This is a genomic window from Corynebacterium kefirresidentii, from assembly GCF_016599755.1.
GTDB classification, from domain to species: domain Bacteria; phylum Actinomycetota; class Actinomycetes; order Mycobacteriales; family Mycobacteriaceae; genus Corynebacterium; species Corynebacterium kefirresidentii.
On the sequence record NZ_CP067012.1, the window covers coordinates 959,590 to 978,617 of the forward strand.

Consider the following 19,028-nt stretch of genomic DNA (forward strand, 5'->3'; position numbering starts at 1 on the left):
ATGATTCCACTTTCTATTGCCGATATTGCCGAAATCACCGGGGGCAGCCTCGATTGCGTTTCTGACCCAGACCAGCGCGTTACCGGGTTCATCGAATTCGATTCCCGGAAGGTAACCAAAGGTGGGTTGTTTCTTGCCCTGCCCGGCGCCCGAGTGGATGGCCACGACTATGCGGAAAAGGCCGTTGAGCAGGGCGCTGTAGCGGTGCTTGCCGCGCGGCCGGTCGGCGTTCCGGCGGTCGTCGTCAAGCCTCAAGGCCGCGTTACCGGTGATGCTGCGAACGCGGATATCTATGCTCACGACGAGGACGGCTCTGCCGCTGCGGTTGTCCAGGCGCTGTCCGATATTGCCAGGGAAGTCACCCGCCGCCTGACCGCGGAGCAGGGCCTAGAGATCGTCGGTGTGACCGGCTCAGCCGGAAAGACCTCCACCAAGGACCTGCTGGCCACTATTTTCCGCGCAGAGGGCGATACCGTTGCCCCTCCTGGTTCCTTTAATAACGAGGTCGGCCTGCCCTATACCGCTTTGCGCTGTGATGAGCACACTCGCTTCCTTGTTGCCGAAATGTCTGCCCGCGGAATTGGCCATATCCGCCATCTGACAACCATTACCGCACCCACCGTGGGCGTAGTGCTCAACGTCGGCACCGCTCACCTAGGCGAGTTTGGCTCGCGTGAAAACATCGCCCAAGCCAAAGGCGAGCTTGTGGAGGCCTTGCCCTCGGCCGCTGAGGGCGGGGTCGCTGTGCTCAATGCCGATGATCCCTTCGTCGCCGGCATGGCGCCACGCACCTCAGCAAAGGTCGTTTACTACTCGGCAAATAAGCCGCCGGCTGCCGACGCCCAGTACTACGCCAGCGATATCCAGCTCGATGATGTGGCCCGCCCCTCGTTCGTGCTGCATGCGCCGGGCACAGACCCGCTTCCAGTAAAACTGCAGGTCTTTGGCCGGCACCAAGTATCTAATGCTTTGGCAGCGGCGGCCGCAGCCATTGAATCAGGCATGGACCCGCAGGTGGTAGCCAGCGCGCTATCGGGGCACCAAAATGCCTCCGAACACCGCATGGACGTGCGAACCCGCCGCGATGGAGTCACCACCATCGATGACTCCTATAATGCCAATCCCGATTCCATGCACGCGGCGATTGCCGCGCTGGCCTATACCTCAGCCGCTCGTCCGGATGCCCGTGCCATCGCCGTGCTCGGTGAGATGGGAGAACTCGGCGGCGAAGCGGTGGCTGCCCACCGCACATTGGGCGAGGTCCTTTCCAAATACCACGTTGGCTACCTCGTGGCCGTGGGAGATAACGAGAATATGAGGGCGATGGTCGAGGCCGCACGGGCGCAGGGTATAAATACTACTATCAGCCCAGATGTTGACACCGCTGCGGCGGCGGTCGAAGACATCATTAGGGTAGCGCCTGCCGGCATCGAAGACTGGGCGGAGCGCGAGGCCAAAGACGTTGTCCTCATCAAATCATCGAATGCCCAGCGCCTGTGGCGCGTGGCAGAAAAGCTCAATCGCCGTTAGTCCTCAGTACAAGGAGAAAGACCTCTAGCAATGACTCAGATCATTATCGCGGGCATCCTCAGCTTCCTCGTCGCGATTTTTACCACTCCCATGTTGGTCCGCTACTTTTCCGGCGTAGGCAAGGGGCAGGAAATCCGCGAGGATGGGCCACAGCTGCACCTACGCAAGCGCGGCACCCCAACCATGGGCGGACTGGCGATTTTGCTCGCCATCACTGTGGCCTACCTTGTGGTGGGCATTTACGCCCGCGTGACGGGCAACGGTGGCTTTAGCCCCTCCGGTCTCTTGGTCTACTTCCTCACCATGGGCTTGGGCGGACTGGGCTTTGCCGATGACTTCATCAAGCTGTTTAAAAAGCGTAACCTCGGCCTCAATAAGACCGCTAAGCTGGTAGGTCAACTAGCCGTCGCGCTTATCTTCGGCATCTTGGCACTGCAGTTCCCAGATGCACACGGCTTGACCCCGGCGTCTACAAACCTGTCCTTCGTCCGCGATTTTGACACCTTCGATATCGCCGTGGGCGGCGCCATTATCGGCACCATCGTTTTCTTGGTCTTTCTCTATCTACTCATCGCGGCGTGGTCGAATGCCGTAAACCTCACCGATGGCCTCGACGGTTTGGCCGCCGGCACCACTGCGATGGTCATGGGAGCCTACGCGCTCATTTCCTTCTGGCAGTTCCGCAATTCTTGCGCGGTGTCGCCTGCGGCGGGGTGCTATGAGGTCCGTGATCCACTCGACCTCGCCGTGCTGGCTGCAGCTGGCCTGGGCGGTTGCTTGGGCTTTTTGTGGTGGAATGCCGCACCGGCGAAAATCTTTATGGGCGATACCGGCTCACTAGCACTCGGTGGTCTCGTCGCTGGCCTGTCCGTGACCACCCGTACCGAGCTGCTCATGATCATCATCGGCGCCATCTTCGTTATTGAGACGGTCTCCGTGGTTATCCAGATCATCGTCTTCCGCAGCACCGGAAAGCGCTTTTTCCGCATGGCGCCCATCCACCACCACTTTGAAAACGGTGGCTGGGCAGAGACCGCCGTGGTCACTCGCTTTTGGTTGCTCAGCGCCATGGCCGCCATTGCCGGCGTATGCATCTTTTATGGTGACTGGCTGTCCGCGGTCGGTTTTAGTTCTTAAGACTCACGCCTTCTAGCTTTATCGAGGAAAGAGGAAAACAGATGACCGAGTTGCCATCCTCCTTGCGCGGTCGCGTGCTCGTGGCTGGGGCGGGAGTATCCGGGCGCGGTTGCGTCGCTATGCTCACCAGACTCGGCGTGGACACTACCGTGGCAGATTCCAACGAAGCTGCTCTAGAGGCGTTGGCGGAGGACTACGGCGTAGCTACGGTTTCCGTTGACTCCGCTGCCCAAAGCGAGTTTGACCTCGTGATTACCTCGCCCGGCTGGCGTCCTGACTCGCCTTTGTTGGTTGCTTTTCAGAACGCTGGGGTAGAGGTGATCGGCGATGTGGAGCTTGCCTATCGCTTGGACCGATCCGGCGTCTTCGGGGCACCGCGCACCTGGTTAGTGGTCACCGGAACTAACGGCAAAACCACCACCACCGGAATGTTGGCCCAGATTATGCAGGCCGATGCCGAGCGCACCGGCAAGCGCGCACTGGCGGTGGGCAATATTGGCGTTTCGCTTTTCGACGCCCTCACCGCCACCCCTCGCGTCGACGTCCTTTGTGCCGAGCTTTCTTCTTTCCAGCTGCACTGGTCTAGCCAGTTGCGCCCAGATGTGGGCGTGCTGTTGAACTTGGCAGAAGACCACCTCGATTGGCATGGCTCGTTCGACGCTTATGCGCAGGCCAAAGCCAAGGTGCTCGACGGCCAAGCCGCCGTCGTGGGCAAGGACGATGCCGCGGCGGTGCGCTACGCCGAGAATACAGCTAATCTATACGGTTTTACCGCCGCTGAACCTGCAGAGAGTGAGGTAGGCGTAAGCGCCGGCCGCCTTGTCTCGCGGCTCGCCCAGGAGCGGGAGGATCTCGCTTCCGCCGAAGGTATCGAGCCCGCCGGCTTGGCAGGAGTCTTGGACGCTGCGGCCGCGGCGAGCGTCGCGCACTTGGCAGGCGCTAGCCCGCGCTCCATCGCGCAGGGGCTGGCAGCGTATACCGTCGCCGGGCACCGTGGCGCTGTGATTCATGAGCATTCCGGCATCAGTTTCATCGATAACTCCAAGGCCACCAACCCACACGCAGCGGATGCGGCACTAAAAGGGCTCAATTCCGTTGTATGGATTGCCGGCGGGCAGTTGAAGGGGGCGGCGGTAGACGGGCTCGTCGCCAAGCACGCCGCCCAGATCAAGGCCGCGGTAGTTCTCGGCGCGGATAGGCAAGAAATCGCCCAGGCACTGGCCGAACACGCACCACATGCACCTGTAGACGTTATCGAAAACAACGAGCCTGCCGCGGCCATGAATGCAGCGGTGGATGCTGCACTGCAACACGCCGAAGCCGGGGATACCGTCCTTTTGGCACCGGCTGCGGCATCGTTGGATATGTATACCGGCATGGCTCAACGCGGTGACTTCTTTGCCGCAGCCGCGCGGGAGCTCACCCGCGACTAGAGCTAGATATTGAAGATCAGGAGAACATATGACGGCCACCTCCCAGCAGCGCCCGCGCTCCAAGAGCTTTGGCGACCGCGTTCGTGAGCTGCGCGAGCAAGCCCGCCAGCAGGCCGGCCTGGATTATCAGCTGTTGCGCTTTATCATTTTCACACTCGTGGGCATTGGTGTGCTCATGGTCTTTTCCTCTTCAATGGCCACGTCATTGACGGAGGACGGCGGGGTGTGGAACCAGGCGCTACGGCAGTGCGTCATGGTGTTTTTTGGTCTCCTTGCCTTTTGGCTGGGCCTGCAGGTTTCGCCACATACTTTGCGCAAGTGCGTGCCGTGGATCGTGGGCCTTTCTATTATTTTGCTCATTGCGGTGCTTATCCCCGGTGTAGGCACCGGCCGTGAAGAGGTGGGTTCGCAGTCGTGGATTTACCTCGGTCCGTTTTCCTTGCAGCCTTCGGAACTCGCGCGCATTGCCGTAGGCATGTTTGGTGCGAGCGTCCTGGCTGACAAGGAACACAAATCCATGAAGCTTTCTGACCCCTTCATGATGTATTCCTTTATTTCTGCAGGAATGTTTTTGCTCATCGTCGGTCAAGGGGACATGGGCATGGCGTTGTCCTTCGCCATCGTGGTGGTCTTTACCCTCATTTTCGCCGGCGTTGACTGGAGAGTTCCCGCAACGATTGGCGTTGCCGCGGTCTTGGGGTTGATTGGGATTTTCTTGAAAGGCGGTTTCCGCTCGAATCGCTTCCACACCTATTTCGACGCCTTGTTGGGCAATATCTCCGATACTCAAGGCACTGGTTTCCAGTCTTATCAGGGCTTTCTCTCGCTTGCCGACGGCGGCTTCTGGGGCGTTGGCATCGGCCAATCCCGCGCCAAGTGGTTCTACCTGCCAGAGGCGAAAAATGACTTTATTTACGCCATCGTGGGTGAGGAGCTTGGCTGGTGGGGCGGCGCGCTCGTTATCTTGCTCTTTGCCGCTTTGGGATATGTGGGCCTGCGCACCGCGATGCGGGCACAGAATCAGTTCCAATCTTTGCTCGCCGCCTCGTTGACCATCGGTGTGGTTACTCAGGCCTTCGTCAATATTGGCTATGTCATTGGCCTGCTGCCAGTGACCGGTATTCAGCTGCCCATGATCTCCGCCGGCGGTACCGCGGCGATTATCACCATCGGTTCGATGGGCGTGCTGTGCAATGTAGCGCGCCACGAGCCGATGCAGATTTCCGCAATGCAGAACTTTGGCCGCCCGTTTTTTGATCGCCTCTTTTTCATTGGCGAGCCGCAGCCGGTGTCTAAGCCGAAAAAGAAGCAGCGGGGGCGTCACGCCCGCCCGCAGGAGCCACGCTCCCGTGTGCGCGAAGAGCAATTTGGTCGCCCGGTGACTGGAAGCGGCCGCCGCTATCCGCGCGCCGAGCGCCGCTATCGATAGGTGGCGCTGGTAGCCTTTAGGCTATGAATTCCACGCCTATTTCCGTCGTCATTGCAGGTGGCGGCACTGCCGGACACATTGAACCCGCCCTTGCCGTGGGCGAAGCTTTGCGTGAGCGCCACGGCGCTCGCATCACTGCTCTCGGTACCGAAAAGGGCCTTGAGCGCGATATCATTCCCGCCCGAGGCGTGGACCTTAGACTGATTACCCCCGTGCCGATTCCGCGCAAAATCAACGCGCAGCTTTTCAAGCTACCGTTTAACCTCTCCCGCGCGGTGAGGGAGGCCAAGCAGGTACTCAAGGACCTCGAAGCAGACGTTGTTTTTGGCACCGGCGGCTACGTGGCCGGCCCAGCCTATATTGCTGCGCGCTCCCTTGGGATCCCGTTCTATGTTTTGGAGACCAATGCCTTAGCCGGAATCGCCAATAAGCTCGGCGTGAAAATGGGCGGCATCGGCCTCAACGCCCACCCGGACTCCGGAATGCCGGGTGAGGTCGTGGGCATTCCCGTGCGCCCGAGCTTGGCGGAGGACCCGAAGGGGACTCTTGCTGCAGGCGCGCGCACCAAGTGGAACTTGGCCGAGCTTCCCACCGTCCTCATTACCGGCGGCTCCCAAGGCGCAGCCAGCATCAACCGCGCAGTTGCTGGGGCAGTGGAAGACCTAGCCAAGGACTTCCAGCTCCTGCATGCTTATGGCAAGAAGAATGACGAGCCCGCAGCACATCCGAACTACGCTGCTTTGCCGTATATCGAGGATATGGGCTCGGCCCTTGCGGTAGCCGATCTCGTCGTATGCCGCTCCGGTGCTATGACCGTTGCCGAAGTATCTGCCGCAGGGCTGCCAGCGATTTACGTGCCGTTGCCGCATGGTAACGGTGAACAAGCGCTCAATTCCCGTGAAGTGGTCGAGGCGGGCGCTGCCATCCAGATTCCCGATGCGGAGCTGACCCCTGAGCGTCTTATCTCTGAGGTGCGCGGCATTCTCGATGACCCTAAACGTCTAGCATCGATGACGCATGCCGCCGCCCACGCCAGCGCCGGCGACGTGGCCAATACCATCGCAGACCGCATCGCTGCCCGCGTGTCCGAGGCCGAAACCGCCGCCGGAAGGAAGGAAAAGTAAATGACTGATCCCGCACACTACGATCTCCGCCGCGTCCACCTCATCGGCATTGGTGGCTCTGGCATGTCGGGGCTGGCGCGAATTCTTGCCACGCGCGGCGCCGTGGTTACCGGTTCCGATGTAAAAGCCTCCACCCCGGTGGAGGTGCTGCGCACCATGGGCGCGAAGGTCGCCATCGGGCACGCTGCCGAAAACCTGCGCCTATCGGGTGAACTACCGACCGTCGTGGTGACTTCCTTCGCTGCCATTCCGCAAGACAATCCGGAGCTAGTAGCCGCGCAGGAAAACGATATCCCCGTCATCCGCCGCTCCGATTTGCTTGCCGCATTGATGGAAGGCCACAAGCAGGTATTGCTAGCCGGCACGCACGGCAAAACGTCCACTACGTCGATGACCGTGAGTGCGATGCAACACGCAGGTCTCGATCCTTCCTTTGCCATCGGCGGCCAGCTCAATCGCGCGGGCACCAACGCCCACGGCGGCACCGGTGAGGCCTTTGTCGCCGAGGCTGATGAATCCGATGCCTCCCTGCTGCGCTACAGCCCCGATGTTGCGGTGCTTACGACTATCGAGCCCGATCACCTCGACTTCTTCCACAGCGAGGAGGCTTACTTCAAGGTCTTCGATGACTTTGCTAGCCTGGTCACCCCAGATACCGGCTATCTTGTTGTCTGCGCCGAGGATGAGAACGCCGCCCAAGTAGGCGAGCGTGCGCAGGAGCGCGGCATCAACGTCGTGGCCTATGGCGCAGCGGACAAGTCTTTTACCACTACCGTGTCTCTGGCTGCTGAGCTGGAACGCGAGGAGACCACCGCTGAGGGGATGGACACCACCGTAAAGGTTAACCTTCCTGGCATCTCTGAAACTGTGCGCTACGAGCTGCAGATCCCGGGACACCACATGGTGCTTAACTCGATGGGCGCCTTGTTGGCTGGTGTGCTTTCCGGTGGCGCCCCGGCTGCCATTGCTGAGGGATTGGCTGATTTTAGCGGTGTGCGCCGGCGCTTTGAGTACCGGGGGAGCGTCGACAAGCAGGGCAAGCCCGTGCGCGTCTTTGATGACTATGCGCACCATCCCACCGAGGTTGCTGCAGTTCTGCGCGCCGCTCGGGCAAAGGTTGAGGCCGAAGGCCACGGCGGCCGTGTCATCGCCTGCTTCCAGCCGCACCTGTACTCGCGCACCATTGAATTTGACGCCGAGTTTGCCCAAGCGCTCTCGCTTGCCGACGCCGCCGTAGTCCTCGACATCTACGGCGCGCGCGAACAACCTGTGGAGGGAATTACCTCCCGCATCATTACCGATAAAATGCCAAGTGACATGCAGGTCATCTTCGAACCAGATTTTTCTGCCGCTGCCCGCGACGTTGTTTCGCTCGTAGAACCTGGCGATGTTGTGCTGACCATCGGTGCTGGCTCGGTAACTATGGTCGCGGCAGAAATTCTCGATGAATTGCGGGCGAGCTAGTGCGCGTATCCACCAAGCTCATTGCCGGGATCAGTGCAGCTGTCGTTGTCGTAGCCTTGATCATTGCCGTCGTAGTGTGGACGGTGCCCATCTTAAAAGTCCGCCATTTTCAGGTGGAAGGTACCCACCAGCTTGATGCTGCGCAGGTAGAGGAGGCCGCCGGGGTTGCCGAAGGAGAAAACCTCCTGCGCGTAGATGCAGGCAAGGCAGCCTCCGGTGTTGCTGGATTGGATTGGGTTGATTCGGTAACTGTCTCGCGCGATTTCCCCTCCACCTTGACTATCAATGTGGACGAACACAAGGCTGTGGCTTTTGTAAAGCGCGATAATAAGCCTTTCCTGATTGATGATAAGGGCGAGGAATTTACCTCCGCGGAGCCTCCCGCCGGCGCGGTTGAGGTCACTGGTTCTGTTGATAGCGGCTCCCGCCAAACCCAAGACGCGGTGCGCGCGATCGCTGCGTTATCGGATGATGTGCGCAACCAAGTAGGAACCCTTGATGTGGCCGATGAATACTCGCTCATCTTTACCACTAAGGATGGCCGCCGCGTCTTTTGGGGCGCGAGCGACTCCAATGATGATGACAAGGCGCGTGCCTTTGCCACCGTGTTGAAGATGGAAGGTCGCGAGTGGAATATTTCCAACCCTGAGTTGGTGACCACCCGCGGATAGGGGACGGGTGCCCCCGGACGCATTTTTTACCCTTCTGTGGTCCCTGCAGCGCCGCTTAAGCGCGTGCGCTGCAGGGGCCTTTTCTCTGGCACCAATGTGGGGCGGATGGTGCGGGTGTGACTAACAAAACCGCAGGTGAACAACCCTAAAGTGCAACTTGAGGGTCTCGACACGCGCAAAATGTGCGTGAAAATTACACGGCTGTCGTTAAAGATGGAAAGGAACGCGATTCGCCTTCGGCGGACCGCATTACATTCCTCGTTTAATGCACGTGCAGACTTAAAGTAGCGAAAGGTGAGACCAACTCACATGATCTCTTCCAATAACAATCTCGCGGATATCAAGGTCGTCGGCGTCGGCGGTGGCGGCGTCAACGCCGTCAACCGCATGATCGAAGAAGGCCTCAAGGGCGTTCAGTTCGTCGCCATCAACACTGACTCTCAGGCCCTCATCTTCTCTGATGCCGATACCAAGCTGGATATCGGCCGCGAGGCCACCCGTGGCCTTGGCGCCGGCGCTAACCCTGAGGTGGGCAAGACCTCCGCAGAAGATCACAAGTCCGAAATCGAAGACGCCCTACAGGGTTCCGATATGGTCTTCGTGACTGCTGGCGAAGGCGGCGGTACCGGCACCGGTGCCGCTCCGGTTGTGGCATCCATCGCGAAGAAGATGGGTGCGTTGACCGTGGGCGTTGTCACCCGTCCGTTCAAGTTCGAGGGTGCCCGCCGTACCCGCCAGGCTATGGCCGGCATCGAAGAGCTGCGTGAGGTATGCGACACGCTTATCGTTATCCCGAACGACCGCCTGATGCAGCTCGGTGGGGAAGAGCTTTCCATTGTCGAGGCTTTCCGCGCCGCCGATGAGGTGCTGCACAATGGTGTGCAGGGTATTACCAATCTGATCACCATCCCTGGCATGATCAACGTCGACTTTGCCGACGTCCGCTCCGTCATGTCCGACGCCGGTTCTGCCCTGATGGGCATCGGCTCTGCCCGCGGCGATAATCGCGCCATGACCGCTGCCGAGCAGGCCATTAATTCCCCGCTTTTGGAATCGACGATGGAAGGCGCCAAGGGCGTGCTGTTGTCTATCGCCGGCGGTTCCGACCTAGGCCTGCACGAGGTTAATGCCGCGGCTTCCATGGTGGAGGAGCGCGCTGACGAAGACGTCAACCTCATCTTCGGCACTATCATCGATGACACCTTGGGTGATGAAATCCGCATCACCATCATTGCCACCGGCTTTGATGCCGAGGCCAATATGACCCAGGCCGCTGCACAACCGCAGAAGCAGCAGGAACAGCGCAAGCCGGGGTCCCTTTTTGATAATCGCCAGCGCGCGGCCGCAGAGCCCGTCACCCCGGCTCCGGCACAGCCTGGTGTGGCCGAGCCGGTACAAGATGACTACTCCCCGCGCCACTCCTACGAGCCGCGTGCCGGCCAGGAGCGGGAGCGCTACACCCCAGAGCACCCTGCCGAGGAGCGCCGACCAGAATCTACCGGTCTGTTCACCAACTCTGACCGTTTCTCCCGCGAGGAGCGTCGCGATGACTACCGTCTGTCTCGCCCGTCCCAGCGCCGCGATGATGATGGCGACGACGATCTGGACGTGCCTTCCTTCATGCGCTAAGCGCAAAGCGCTACGCTGGTGTGCATGCCAGTAAACGAGGAACATCGCACCAAACGCCCCGTCCGCATGGTCTTTACCAGCCGTGCCGGCGGGGCGTCTGCTATTCCATATGACTCTTTTAACCTAGGGCACCATGTCGGCGATGACCCCGCCGCGGTTGCCGCAAACCGCGACCGCTTAAAGCGTGTGACCGGCGTGGACGATATCGTGTGGATGGAACAACTACACACCAATACAGTCACCGTTATCGATGGTCCACAGGATGAACCTGTGCCAGCCACCGACGCGATTGTCACCACGCAGCGCCGCCTTGGGCTGGGCGTCCTTGTTGCAGATTGCACGCCGGTTCTGTTTGTCGACGTCGCCGCTGGTGTCATCGCCGCCGCCCACGCTGGCCGCTTGGGCGCCCGCAACGGCATCATCGTCAATACCGTGCGCGAAATGGAGAAACTCGGCGCTCAGCCCGAGCGCATCCAGGTGGTTATGGGACCAGCTGCCTCCGGCAAAAACTACGAGGTGCCGAAAGAGATGGCTGAGGATGTAGAACGTCGGCTGCCCGGTTCGAAGACGCGGACGTCGAAAGGAACCTGGGGAATTGACGTTCGCGCAGGTTTGATCCGCCAGCTCATGGGCCTCGGCATCACCGCGATTGAATCCGATCCGCGCTGCACAATTGAAGACGAAAATTTCTTTTCCTATCGCCGCGAAGGCACTACCGGCCGCCAGGCCGGGCTGATCTGGTTGGAGGCTAACTAATGGCAGACCGTAAAGCACAGCTACGAGAAAATCTCGCCGCTACTCGAGCTGAGATTGAACGGCTATCGGCGCAAGCAGACCGCAAGCCCCCGCAGCTACTGCCGGTGACGAAGTTTCATCCAGCTGCGGATATCGCCCTACTTGCTGAACTCGGGGTTAGTGACGTTGCCGAAAACCGGGAGCAAGAAGCTCGCGCCAAAGCTGCCGAATTGCCACAGCTGCGTTTCCATATGATCGGCCAGATCCAGACCAAAAAGGCCAATCACGTGGCTCGTTGGGCGGCCAGCGTTCATTCGCTTGATTCCCTCAAACTTGCTCAGGCTTTGGAACGGGGCGTCGCCTTGGCAAAGGAACGAGGGGAACGCGAGAGCAACCTGCCGGTCTTTGTCCAAGTGTCTGCCGATGGCGATGACGCTCGCGGAGGCGTTTCACGCCACGCGCTCGACGAGCTCGTCGAAGCAGTAGAAGGAAGCGAACACCTCGACTTCGCTGGCCTCATGGTAGTCCCGCCCCTCGACGCCGATGCGGGCGAGGTCTTTCGCGGTGTGCGAGATGAGGTCGACCGGCTATCTGCCGCGCTGAAGCGCCCGCTGAAATTGTCTGCTGGAATGAGCGCGGACATGGCCGAAGCAATTGCTGCGGGCAGCGATATCGTGCGTGTCGGAACCAGTATCATGGGGCCGCGGCCAGTAGGTTGAAAGCATTGCAAAAGCGCATTTCACAGCGTAAATCACATGAGTCACACTAGACACATTTTGCGCGTTTAGACTTGTACAAATTTAGGTCAGAGGGAGACCCAAAAATGTCATTCATTGATAAGACGAAGGATTTCTTCGGGCTGGGCCCGGTGGACATCGAAGAAGACGATGCCTACTACAGCGAGGAGCCGCGTTATTCCGAAAATGCCTCCTCCGCCTACGCCCCGCGTCGTGCTCCGCAGTCTTATGAGCCTGCTCCGGTGAAAGAAGAGTTTGTGCCGACCATCGTGGCTATTTCGCTGACGTCTTTCAATGACGCTGCCAAGGTGGGCGAGCCTTTCCGCGACGGCGACGCAGTGGTCTTTGAGCTTACCGACGCCGACAAGGCCACCGCAAAGCGCTTCATCGACTTCGCTGCCGGTCTCTGCTTCGGCTTGGAAGGGCGCATGCTTAACCTCACCAAGGGATTGGATACCGAGCGCAAGGTCTTTTCTATCGTGCCGAAGTCTGCGGACATCGCTAGGCACGAGCTCGAGCGCGCCGCTGGCCTGCGCTAAAGCGGTAAGTTTTTCTTGACCCCCGTGGGGTGCCGATTGGGCACCTGCGGGGGTCTATTAGATAGGCTCGGTTATTGTGACACAACTCGGAATTATTCTTATCCTGCTCGTGCGGATTTATACGTGGGTTCTCATCGCCCGCATCATCATTGAGATGATTCAATCCTTCTCCCGGCAGTTTAACCCGCCACGTTGGTTTATGGTTGTAGCGGAGCCACTGTTTGTAATTACGGATCCGCCGGTAAAGGCGCTACGCCGTTTGATCCCGCCGCTCCAGATGGGCGGGGTGGCCCTCGACGTATCGGTGCTCGTGCTATTTATTTTGCTTTCGATACTTACACGAATCTTGCAAATCGTATTTTTCGGTTAGCACCCCCGTCGCCTCGCAACCTGTGGTAAACGTTGAGACTCGGCGGGGCGTCGATTATTGTGGTCGTTTGGTTACGATAAATCGCGATAACCCGTATTATGAACCACATGTACCTTTGTGGGGAAGGTTTAGTTAGACCTGAACCGCAGCTCCTAAGGCCCTGGAACCTCCGGGGTTGTATCAACCTGAAGGGGAAGAGAAGACATGCCACTGTCACCAGCTGATGTTCACAACGTCGCGTTCAGCAAGCCGCCCATTGGCAAGCGCGGCTACAACGAAGACGAGGTGGATCAGTTCCTCGACCTCGTAGAGGATGCGCTTGCCCAGCTGCAGGATGAGAACGAAGATCTACAGGCACAGGTCAGCGATCTCAACTCTCAGGCCAAGGCGGGCGCTGGCGCCGGTGCCGCTGGTACCGCAACGGCAGCGTCCACTCGTACCGATGAGGCTGCACTGCGCAAGGAGATTGAGGCCAAGCTGCGCGCCGAGTACGAAACCAAGCTGGCGGACTCCAAGTCCGAGCTGTCCCGCGCTAAGGAAGAAACCAAGAAGGCACGCGAGCAGGTAAAGGCAGCCCAGGCGGAGGCATCCAAGGCACAGGAGACCGGCTCTGCCGCCGCTTCCGCTTCTGCAGACCTGAAGGCCGCCCGCAATGAGGCAGCACAGGCAAAGAAGGAAGCCGAGGCAGCTCGTGCAGAGGCTGCACAGGCAAAGAAGGACCTTGAGGCTTCCAAGAAGGAAAATGATGAGCTGAAGAAGTCCGCTTCCGCAGCTGGTTCTTCCAAGGCCGGCGTTGCAGCTGCAGGCCTTGCAGGCGCTGGTGCAGCTCAGGCTGCAGATGGTCTGGCTACCCCAGAAACCCACATGCAGGCCGCTCGCGTTCTGGGTCTGGCACAGGAGATGGCAGACCGCCTGACCTCCGAGGCTCGTGCGGAGTCCGAGTCCATGCTGTCGGAGGCACGCACCGCCGCCGAGAAGCAGCTGACCGACGCAGACTCTCGTTCCAAGGCGCAGCTTGCCGACGCCCAGAAGAAGTACGATGCCCAGCTGCAGGACGCGGATTCCCGCTCCAAGAAGCTGGTGTCTGACGCCGAGGCTAAGGCAAAGCAGACCGAGTCCGATGCGTCCTCCCGTGCTGAGGCACAAATCCGTCAGGCTGAGGAGAAGGCTGCTTCCTTGCAGGCCGATGCTGAGCGCAAGCACACCGAGGTTATGAACACGGTCAAGCAGCAGCAGACCGCACTGGAGGCTCGTATCTCCGAGCTGCGTACCTTCGAGCGCGAGTACCGCACTCGCCTGAAGACCTTGCTCGAGTCTCAGCTGGAAGAGCTGGCTACTCGCGGCACCGCCGCACCGAACGGCGAAGCTGGCAATAACTAAGCCACCGCGTTCTCTCTAGCGCCCCCGCCACCGCTGCGGGGGCGCTATTGTTGTTTTAGACCGTGGTGCCCTATCCCGACCTAACCGAAAGGAACCATTGTGCTTGTTGCCGCCTTAGTTCTCGCCCTCGTGGCATTCGTAGCCTTGGTCAACTTCGTCATCTCGGGTGCCGACTGGTCGCTGTATATCGTCTTCGCCGCCGCTGGCCTCGGTCTGGTGTGCTTTATTCTGGATTGGGCGCATAAGCATCGCAGCGATAAAGCCCGGGCAGCACAACACCCTGAGCAAGATTCCTTGCGCGAGGCTTTACGCGAGAACTAAAATAGCACGCCAAAAAGGCGCTCGAGGCGCCTTATTTCGCGGTCTTGTCTTAGCAGTCAGGGGGCTGCCACCGAATCTGCCCATTCGTGCGGCTAAGTCGCCCGCGTAGCGGTGGGGCATTGGGATCGTCATCGTTGGCTCCATTGTGGTAGGCGCAGGCTGTGGATAAGTTTGCGATATTGGTCAATCCACCGTGTAGCCAGGGTTCCAAATGGTGAATTTGGCATTCGTCGGCTGGCTTAGCGCACCGCGGCCACGGGCACACAGGATTTTCTGCACCCGCCATCAATCGCTGTTTAGCATTGGCGAAGCGCTCCGTGCGATACAGGTTCACCGCGCCTTCGTAGGGGCTGACCAGCGTGATGAGTCCATGTTCCTTTAACGTGCGGCGCAAGTATTGCGCACCCGAAAGCGTTGCCCCGTTTGTCATCTGCAGGGTGATTTCCTCACCGTCACCGTTGACGATGCGTACGTAATCTTCCAGTCGCACGATGACATTGGTTACTACGGTGCTCCGTTGCGCGCTATCGTCCCCGAAGAAGGTATCTTCCACCACCTCTAGCGGCTTTTTATTCTGGTTTTCTACCGCTGCGTGCAAATCCGCGATAAACGAAGACGATCCATCGATCGCAAGCGTCCACGGAGCATCTTTGCGTCGGATGATGCGCACGCCCGGTTTCACAGTGCGCTTTTTCTTCGGGACTTTGGACTGAGCCAGCTTCTCCAGCGCCCCTGCTGTGGCCTTGGTGGTGCAGAGTTGTTCGCGGAGAACCCAGGCGTCGAAAAGCGTAGGCATTTTCCGCGCATACTTTTCAATGATGGATAAGGCAACAATGGAATGCCCATTGTGCTGGGCGCCTTCGATAGCGCGGCGACGTTTCCCCGTGAACTTGGTCGTGCCGCAGTATGCTTCCTTTAACAAGGCCAGCTCGCGGGCAGTCTTTTCGGCAGCGCCCCGTGCGCAGAGGTCGTCCTCAGACATGCCTGCGCACCCAAGGACGATGTCCATCCCAGGTGCCATGGCTGCGAGGTAAGTATCTAGCGCGTTCACGACTCACAATTTATTGCCCCGCGCAAGCCCCCACAAGGGAAAATTTTTAGCCTGTGGATAACTTATTGTGCACGAAGATTCTGGGGCGCTATACTTTGTGCTACATGCAGTGATCCGGCCATCACCGGGGAGCAATTCAGAAGAACAGCCAGTGCGGCCTAGTAGAACTGAACGGGTGGGACCGTCAACTCCTTCACCGAAACGAAGCGGAGCCTTCGGGCTCAAGCAGGGTGGTACCGCGAGCCTGACAGGCGCGTCCCTGCACCGAGTGATGAGTGAAGGATTGTAATGGCGAAAAAGATTTACCCCAAGGTTGACATGACCGGAGGCTCAAGTCGCTTCCCGGATATGGAAGAGGAAGTTCAGAAGTACTGGAAGCAGGATGATACCTTCCAGGCTTCGCTAGAAAAGACAAAGGATTGCCCAGAATACATCTTCTATGATGGCCCTCCCTTTGCTAATGGCTTGCCGCACTATGGTCACCTGTTGACCGGTTATGTAAAAGATATCGTTCCGCGCTATCGCACCATGGCTGGCAATTACGTGCCTCGTGTCTTCGGCTGGGATACCCACGGTCTGCCCGCCGAGCTGGAAGCGGAAAAGCAGCTGGGTATTACTGATAAAGCGCAGATCGAGGACATGGGCTTGGAAAAGTTCAATGAATACTGCGCAAAGTCCGTGTTGGAATACACCGACGAGTGGGAAGAATACGTCAACCGCCAGGCCCGCTGGGTGGATTTTGACAACGGCTACAAGACCATGGACATCAACTACATGGAATCGGTCATGTGGGCGTTCAAGGAGCTTTATGACAAAGGCCTGATCTACAAGGGATTCCGCGTCCTTCCTTACTCTTGGGCAGAGCATACTTCTCTGTCCAACCAGGAGACCCGACTGGATGACTCCTATAAGATGCGTCAGGACCCGACCCTGACGGTTACCTTCCCTGTGGACGGCGCTCGTGAGGGAAGCGCGGCAGAAAAGACACTGGCGGAGCACCCCGCGCTTGCCGACGCCTCCTTCCTCGCCTGGACCACCACCCCCTGGACCTTGCCTTCTAATGAGGCATTGGCGGTTCACCCAGAGGTCTCTTACGTGCTCTTTAGGGCCACCGAGGGCGATTTTTCCGGTCGTACCTTCATCATGGCGGAAAACCTGCTGGCTACCTTGGAAAAGGAACTAGGTGAGGCCGAGGTACTGGAGACCTTCACCGGCGCGCAGCTCGAGGGCTTTACCTATGAGCCGATCTTTGGTTTCTTCCCGGATTTGCGCAATGCTTACCAGGTATTGGTCGCTGATTATGTCACTACCGAGGATGGCACCGGCGTGGTTCACCAGGCTCCGGCGTTTGGTGAAGACGATATGAATACCACTAACCAGTACGATATCGAGCTGGTTATCCCAGTGGACGAGGACGGCAAGTTCACCTCGCAGGTACCGCCGTATGAGGGACAGCTGGTTTTTGATGCCAATAAGGACATCATCAAGGACTTGAAGGCCGCTGGGCGAGTGGTGCGCCACGTGACCATCGAGCACTCTTACCCGCATTCGTGGCGCTCGGGTGAGCCGCTAATCTACATGGCTCTGCCAGCCTGGTTTGTGAAGGTAACCGAGTTCCGCGATCGCATGGTGGAGCTCAACCACAATGAGATCGAGTGGCTGCCGGAGCACATTCGGGACGGTCAGTTTGGCAAGTGGCTCGAGGGTGCGCGCGACTGGAATATCTCGCGTACCCGCTACTGGGGTGCGCCTATCCCGGTGTGGATGTCCGATGATGACAATTACCCACGCATGGATGTCTACGGCTCCTTGGATGAGCTGGAGCGTGACTTCGGCGTCCGCCCGGAGTCCCTGCACCGCCCGCACATCGATGAGTTGGTGCGCCCGAACCCGGACGATCCAACCGGCAAGTCTATGATGCGTCGCGTGCCGGACGTATTGGACTGCTGGTTCGAGTCCGGCTCGATGCCGTTCGCGCAGAAGCACTACCCCTTCGAGAATAAAGAGTGGTTTGAAACCCACTCGCCGTCTGACTTCATCGTGGAGTACTCCGGTCAAACGCGTGGCTGGTTCTATGTGATGCACGCGCTGTCCACCGCGCTGTTTGATCGTCCGGCATACAAGAAGGTCGTAGCCCATGGCATCGTGCTGGGCAACGATGGCCTCAAGATGTCCAAGTCCAAGGGCAATTATCCAAACGTCAATGAAGTCTTTGACCGTGACGGTTCGGATGCCATGCGCTGGTTCCTGATGTCTTCGCCTATCCTGCGCGGTGGCAACCTCATCGTGACCGAGCAGGGCATCCGCGAGGGCGTGCGCCAGGCTATCTTGCCTATTTGGAACGCCTATACTTTCCTGCAGCTCTACGCGGAAAAAGAAGCCAAGTTCGACACCACCTCTACGCATGTTTTGGACCGCTATATCTTGGCCAAAACCCACGATGTCGTAGCTAAGGTGGACGCGGCGCTTGCCGATACCGATATCTCTACGGCAACCGAAGAGGTACGCCTGTTTGCAGACGTTTTGACCAACTGGTACGTGCGTCGCTCGCGCGAGCGATTCTGGGAGGGCGAGGAAGCCCATCCTGAGGCCTTCAATACCTTGTACACCGTGTTGGAAACCGTGACTCGCGTGGTCGCGCCGCTTTTGCCGCACGTGGCGGAAGTTATCTACCGCGGGCTAACCGGCGAGCGTTCTGTGCACTTGGCGGATTTCCCGCAGGCCGCGGATTACCCAGCCGATGCAGATCTGGTGTCTGCGATGGATGCGACCCGTGCGGTGGCCTCGGCGGCATCGTCGGTGCGCAAGTCCAATAAGTTGCGCAACCGGTTGCCGCTGCCGAAGCTGACGGTGGCTCTTGCAGGGGCACAGCGTTTGGCGGACTTTGCCGATATCATTCGCGACGAGGTCAACGTTAAGGAAGTTGAGCTTACCGATGATGTCGATTCGGTGGGCACCTTCCAGGTAGTCTGCAACGCCAAGGTCGCCGGCCCGCGCTTGGGCAAGGACGTGCAGCGCGCCATCAAGAACCTCAAGGCGGGCAATTATGAGCGCCGCGGCGATGAGGTCGTGGTTGACGGCGATATTGTGCTTGGTCCGGATGAGTACACGGAGCGCCTCCAGGCGGCGAACCCGAAGTCGACCGCGCGTATCGACGGGCTCGATGGCCTTGTGGTACTCGATACTGAGGTGACCGAAGAGCTCGAGGCCGAAGGCTGGGCTGCTGACGTTATCCGTGGCCTCCAGGACGCCCGCAAGGCTTCTGGATTCGAGGTTTCGGATCGCATCGCGGCCGTACTTGCCGTACCGGAGGCGAAGAAGGCATGGGCTGAGCGTCACGCCGACCATATAGCCGGTGAAGTACTCGCCACCGACTTCCAAGTGACCACCGAGGCGCTTGATGGCGAGGGCGTGCACGAGGTGGTTAAGGGGGTTAGCGCTACCGTCGTCAAGCAGTAGCGCGCTAGCTGCCACCTAA

General features: G+C 59.2%; 16 protein-coding genes. 15 read left to right on the forward strand and 1 reads right to left on the reverse strand.

The window, feature by feature from the left end; genetic code table 11:
• The 14 genes from I6I12_RS04700 to I6I12_RS04765 all read left to right on the forward strand — a co-directional run bounded on the left by I6I12_RS04700 (position 1) and on the right by I6I12_RS04765 (position 14,499).
• A complete protein-coding gene (locus tag I6I12_RS04700; protein ID WP_200288863.1) occupies positions 1-1,530 on the forward strand; it encodes a UDP-N-acetylmuramoyl-tripeptide--D-alanyl-D-alanine ligase in 1,530 nt (509 codons plus the stop codon).
• Positions 1,531-1,560: 30 nt separating this feature from the next.
• Positions 1,561-2,667: a phospho-N-acetylmuramoyl-pentapeptide-transferase gene (gene mraY / locus I6I12_RS04705; protein ID WP_023021199.1), complete on the forward strand. Its 1,107-nt coding sequence runs from the start codon at positions 1,561-1,563 to the stop codon at positions 2,665-2,667.
• Positions 2,668-2,708: 41 nt separating this feature from the next.
• Complete coding sequence (murD, locus tag I6I12_RS04710) at positions 2,709-4,100, forward strand: UDP-N-acetylmuramoyl-L-alanine--D-glutamate ligase (RefSeq protein ID WP_200288864.1); 1,392 nt, start codon at positions 2,709-2,711, stop codon at positions 4,098-4,100.
• A 28-nt stretch (positions 4,101-4,128) separates the two neighbouring features.
• Positions 4,129-5,529 carry an FtsW/RodA/SpoVE family cell cycle protein gene (locus I6I12_RS04715; protein ID WP_200288865.1) on the forward strand — a complete coding sequence of 467 codons (1,401 nt, stop codon included), beginning with the start codon at positions 4,129-4,131 and terminating at the stop codon, positions 5,527-5,529.
• Between the two features lie 23 nt (positions 5,530-5,552).
• On the forward strand, positions 5,553-6,653 hold the full coding sequence (murG, locus tag I6I12_RS04720; protein ID WP_200288866.1) for an undecaprenyldiphospho-muramoylpentapeptide beta-N-acetylglucosaminyltransferase: 1,101 nt from the start codon (positions 5,553-5,555) through the stop codon (positions 6,651-6,653).
• The gene (gene murC / locus I6I12_RS04725) at positions 6,654-8,117 is read left to right on the forward strand and encodes a UDP-N-acetylmuramate--L-alanine ligase (protein ID WP_200288867.1); all 1,464 of its coding nucleotides are present in this window, start codon (positions 6,654-6,656) and stop codon (positions 8,115-8,117) included.
• Entirely contained in the window at positions 8,117-8,788 is a 672-nt protein-coding gene (locus tag I6I12_RS04730) for a cell division protein FtsQ/DivIB (protein ID WP_200288868.1), read from the forward strand. The genes murC and I6I12_RS04730 overlap by 1 nt, the downstream gene beginning before the upstream one ends.
• A gap of 309 nt (positions 8,789-9,097) precedes the next feature.
• Positions 9,098-10,417 (forward strand): cell division protein FtsZ, encoded by a 1,320-nt coding sequence (gene ftsZ, locus I6I12_RS04735; RefSeq protein WP_200288869.1) that lies wholly within the window; start codon positions 9,098-9,100, stop codon positions 10,415-10,417.
• Between the two features lie 24 nt (positions 10,418-10,441).
• The gene (gene pgeF / locus I6I12_RS04740) at positions 10,442-11,173 is read left to right on the forward strand and encodes a peptidoglycan editing factor PgeF (protein WP_023021206.1); all 732 of its coding nucleotides are present in this window, start codon (positions 10,442-10,444) and stop codon (positions 11,171-11,173) included.
• A complete protein-coding gene (locus I6I12_RS04745) occupies positions 11,173-11,871 on the forward strand; it encodes a YggS family pyridoxal phosphate-dependent enzyme (protein ID WP_023021207.1) in 699 nt (232 codons plus the stop codon). The genes pgeF and I6I12_RS04745 overlap by 1 nt, the downstream gene beginning before the upstream one ends.
• A 104-nt stretch (positions 11,872-11,975) precedes the next feature.
• Positions 11,976-12,428 (forward strand): cell division protein SepF, encoded by a 453-nt coding sequence (locus I6I12_RS04750; protein ID WP_023021208.1) that lies wholly within the window; start codon positions 11,976-11,978, stop codon positions 12,426-12,428.
• A gap of 76 nt (positions 12,429-12,504) precedes the next feature.
• The gene (locus I6I12_RS04755; protein ID WP_023021209.1) at positions 12,505-12,798 is read left to right on the forward strand and encodes a YggT family protein; all 294 of its coding nucleotides are present in this window, start codon (positions 12,505-12,507) and stop codon (positions 12,796-12,798) included.
• A 204-nt stretch (positions 12,799-13,002) separates the two neighbouring features.
• A complete protein-coding gene (locus tag I6I12_RS04760; RefSeq protein ID WP_200288870.1) occupies positions 13,003-14,178 on the forward strand; it encodes a DivIVA domain-containing protein in 1,176 nt (391 codons plus the stop codon).
• Positions 14,179-14,277: 99 nt separating this feature from the next.
• Positions 14,278-14,499: a zinc-binding dehydrogenase gene (locus I6I12_RS04765; protein ID WP_200288871.1), complete on the forward strand. Its 222-nt coding sequence runs from the start codon at positions 14,278-14,280 to the stop codon at positions 14,497-14,499.
• Positions 14,500-14,548: 49 nt separating this feature from the next.
• Here I6I12_RS04765 and I6I12_RS04770 read toward each other — a convergent pair whose 3' ends face one another.
• The gene (locus tag I6I12_RS04770; RefSeq protein WP_200288872.1) at positions 14,549-15,550 is read right to left on the reverse strand and encodes an HNH endonuclease signature motif containing protein; all 1,002 of its coding nucleotides are present in this window, start codon (positions 15,548-15,550) and stop codon (positions 14,549-14,551) included.
• A gap of 288 nt (positions 15,551-15,838) precedes the next feature.
• Between I6I12_RS04770 and ileS the strand changes: the two genes are divergently transcribed.
• A complete protein-coding gene (ileS, locus tag I6I12_RS04775) occupies positions 15,839-19,009 on the forward strand; it encodes an isoleucine--tRNA ligase (RefSeq protein WP_200288873.1) in 3,171 nt (1,056 codons plus the stop codon).
• The last annotated feature ends 19 nt before the right edge of the window (positions 19,010-19,028 follow it).

What these genes read in the sequence shown, in the direction of transcription:
- I6I12_RS04700 (WP_200288863.1), top strand. Translation starts at nt 1, where the DNA reads ATGATTCCACTTTCTATTGCCGATATTGCCGAAATCACCGGGGGCAGC.
- mraY (WP_023021199.1), top strand. Translation starts at nt 1,561, where the DNA reads ATGACTCAGATCATTATCGCGGGCATCCTCAGCTTCCTCGTCGCGATT.
- murD (WP_200288864.1), top strand. Translation starts at nt 2,709, where the DNA reads ATGACCGAGTTGCCATCCTCCTTGCGCGGTCGCGTGCTCGTGGCTGGG.
- I6I12_RS04715 (WP_200288865.1), top strand. Translation starts at nt 4,129, where the DNA reads ATGACGGCCACCTCCCAGCAGCGCCCGCGCTCCAAGAGCTTTGGCGAC.
- murG (WP_200288866.1), top strand. Translation starts at nt 5,553, where the DNA reads ATGAATTCCACGCCTATTTCCGTCGTCATTGCAGGTGGCGGCACTGCC.
- murC (WP_200288867.1), top strand. Translation starts at nt 6,654, where the DNA reads ATGACTGATCCCGCACACTACGATCTCCGCCGCGTCCACCTCATCGGC.
- ftsZ (WP_200288869.1), top strand. Translation starts at nt 9,098, where the DNA reads ATGATCTCTTCCAATAACAATCTCGCGGATATCAAGGTCGTCGGCGTC.
- pgeF (WP_023021206.1), top strand. Translation starts at nt 10,442, where the DNA reads ATGCCAGTAAACGAGGAACATCGCACCAAACGCCCCGTCCGCATGGTC.
- I6I12_RS04745 (WP_023021207.1), top strand. Translation starts at nt 11,173, where the DNA reads ATGGCAGACCGTAAAGCACAGCTACGAGAAAATCTCGCCGCTACTCGA.
- I6I12_RS04750 (WP_023021208.1), top strand. Translation starts at nt 11,976, where the DNA reads ATGTCATTCATTGATAAGACGAAGGATTTCTTCGGGCTGGGCCCGGTG.
- I6I12_RS04760 (WP_200288870.1), top strand. Translation starts at nt 13,003, where the DNA reads ATGCCACTGTCACCAGCTGATGTTCACAACGTCGCGTTCAGCAAGCCG.
- ileS (WP_200288873.1), top strand. Translation starts at nt 15,839, where the DNA reads ATGGCGAAAAAGATTTACCCCAAGGTTGACATGACCGGAGGCTCAAGT.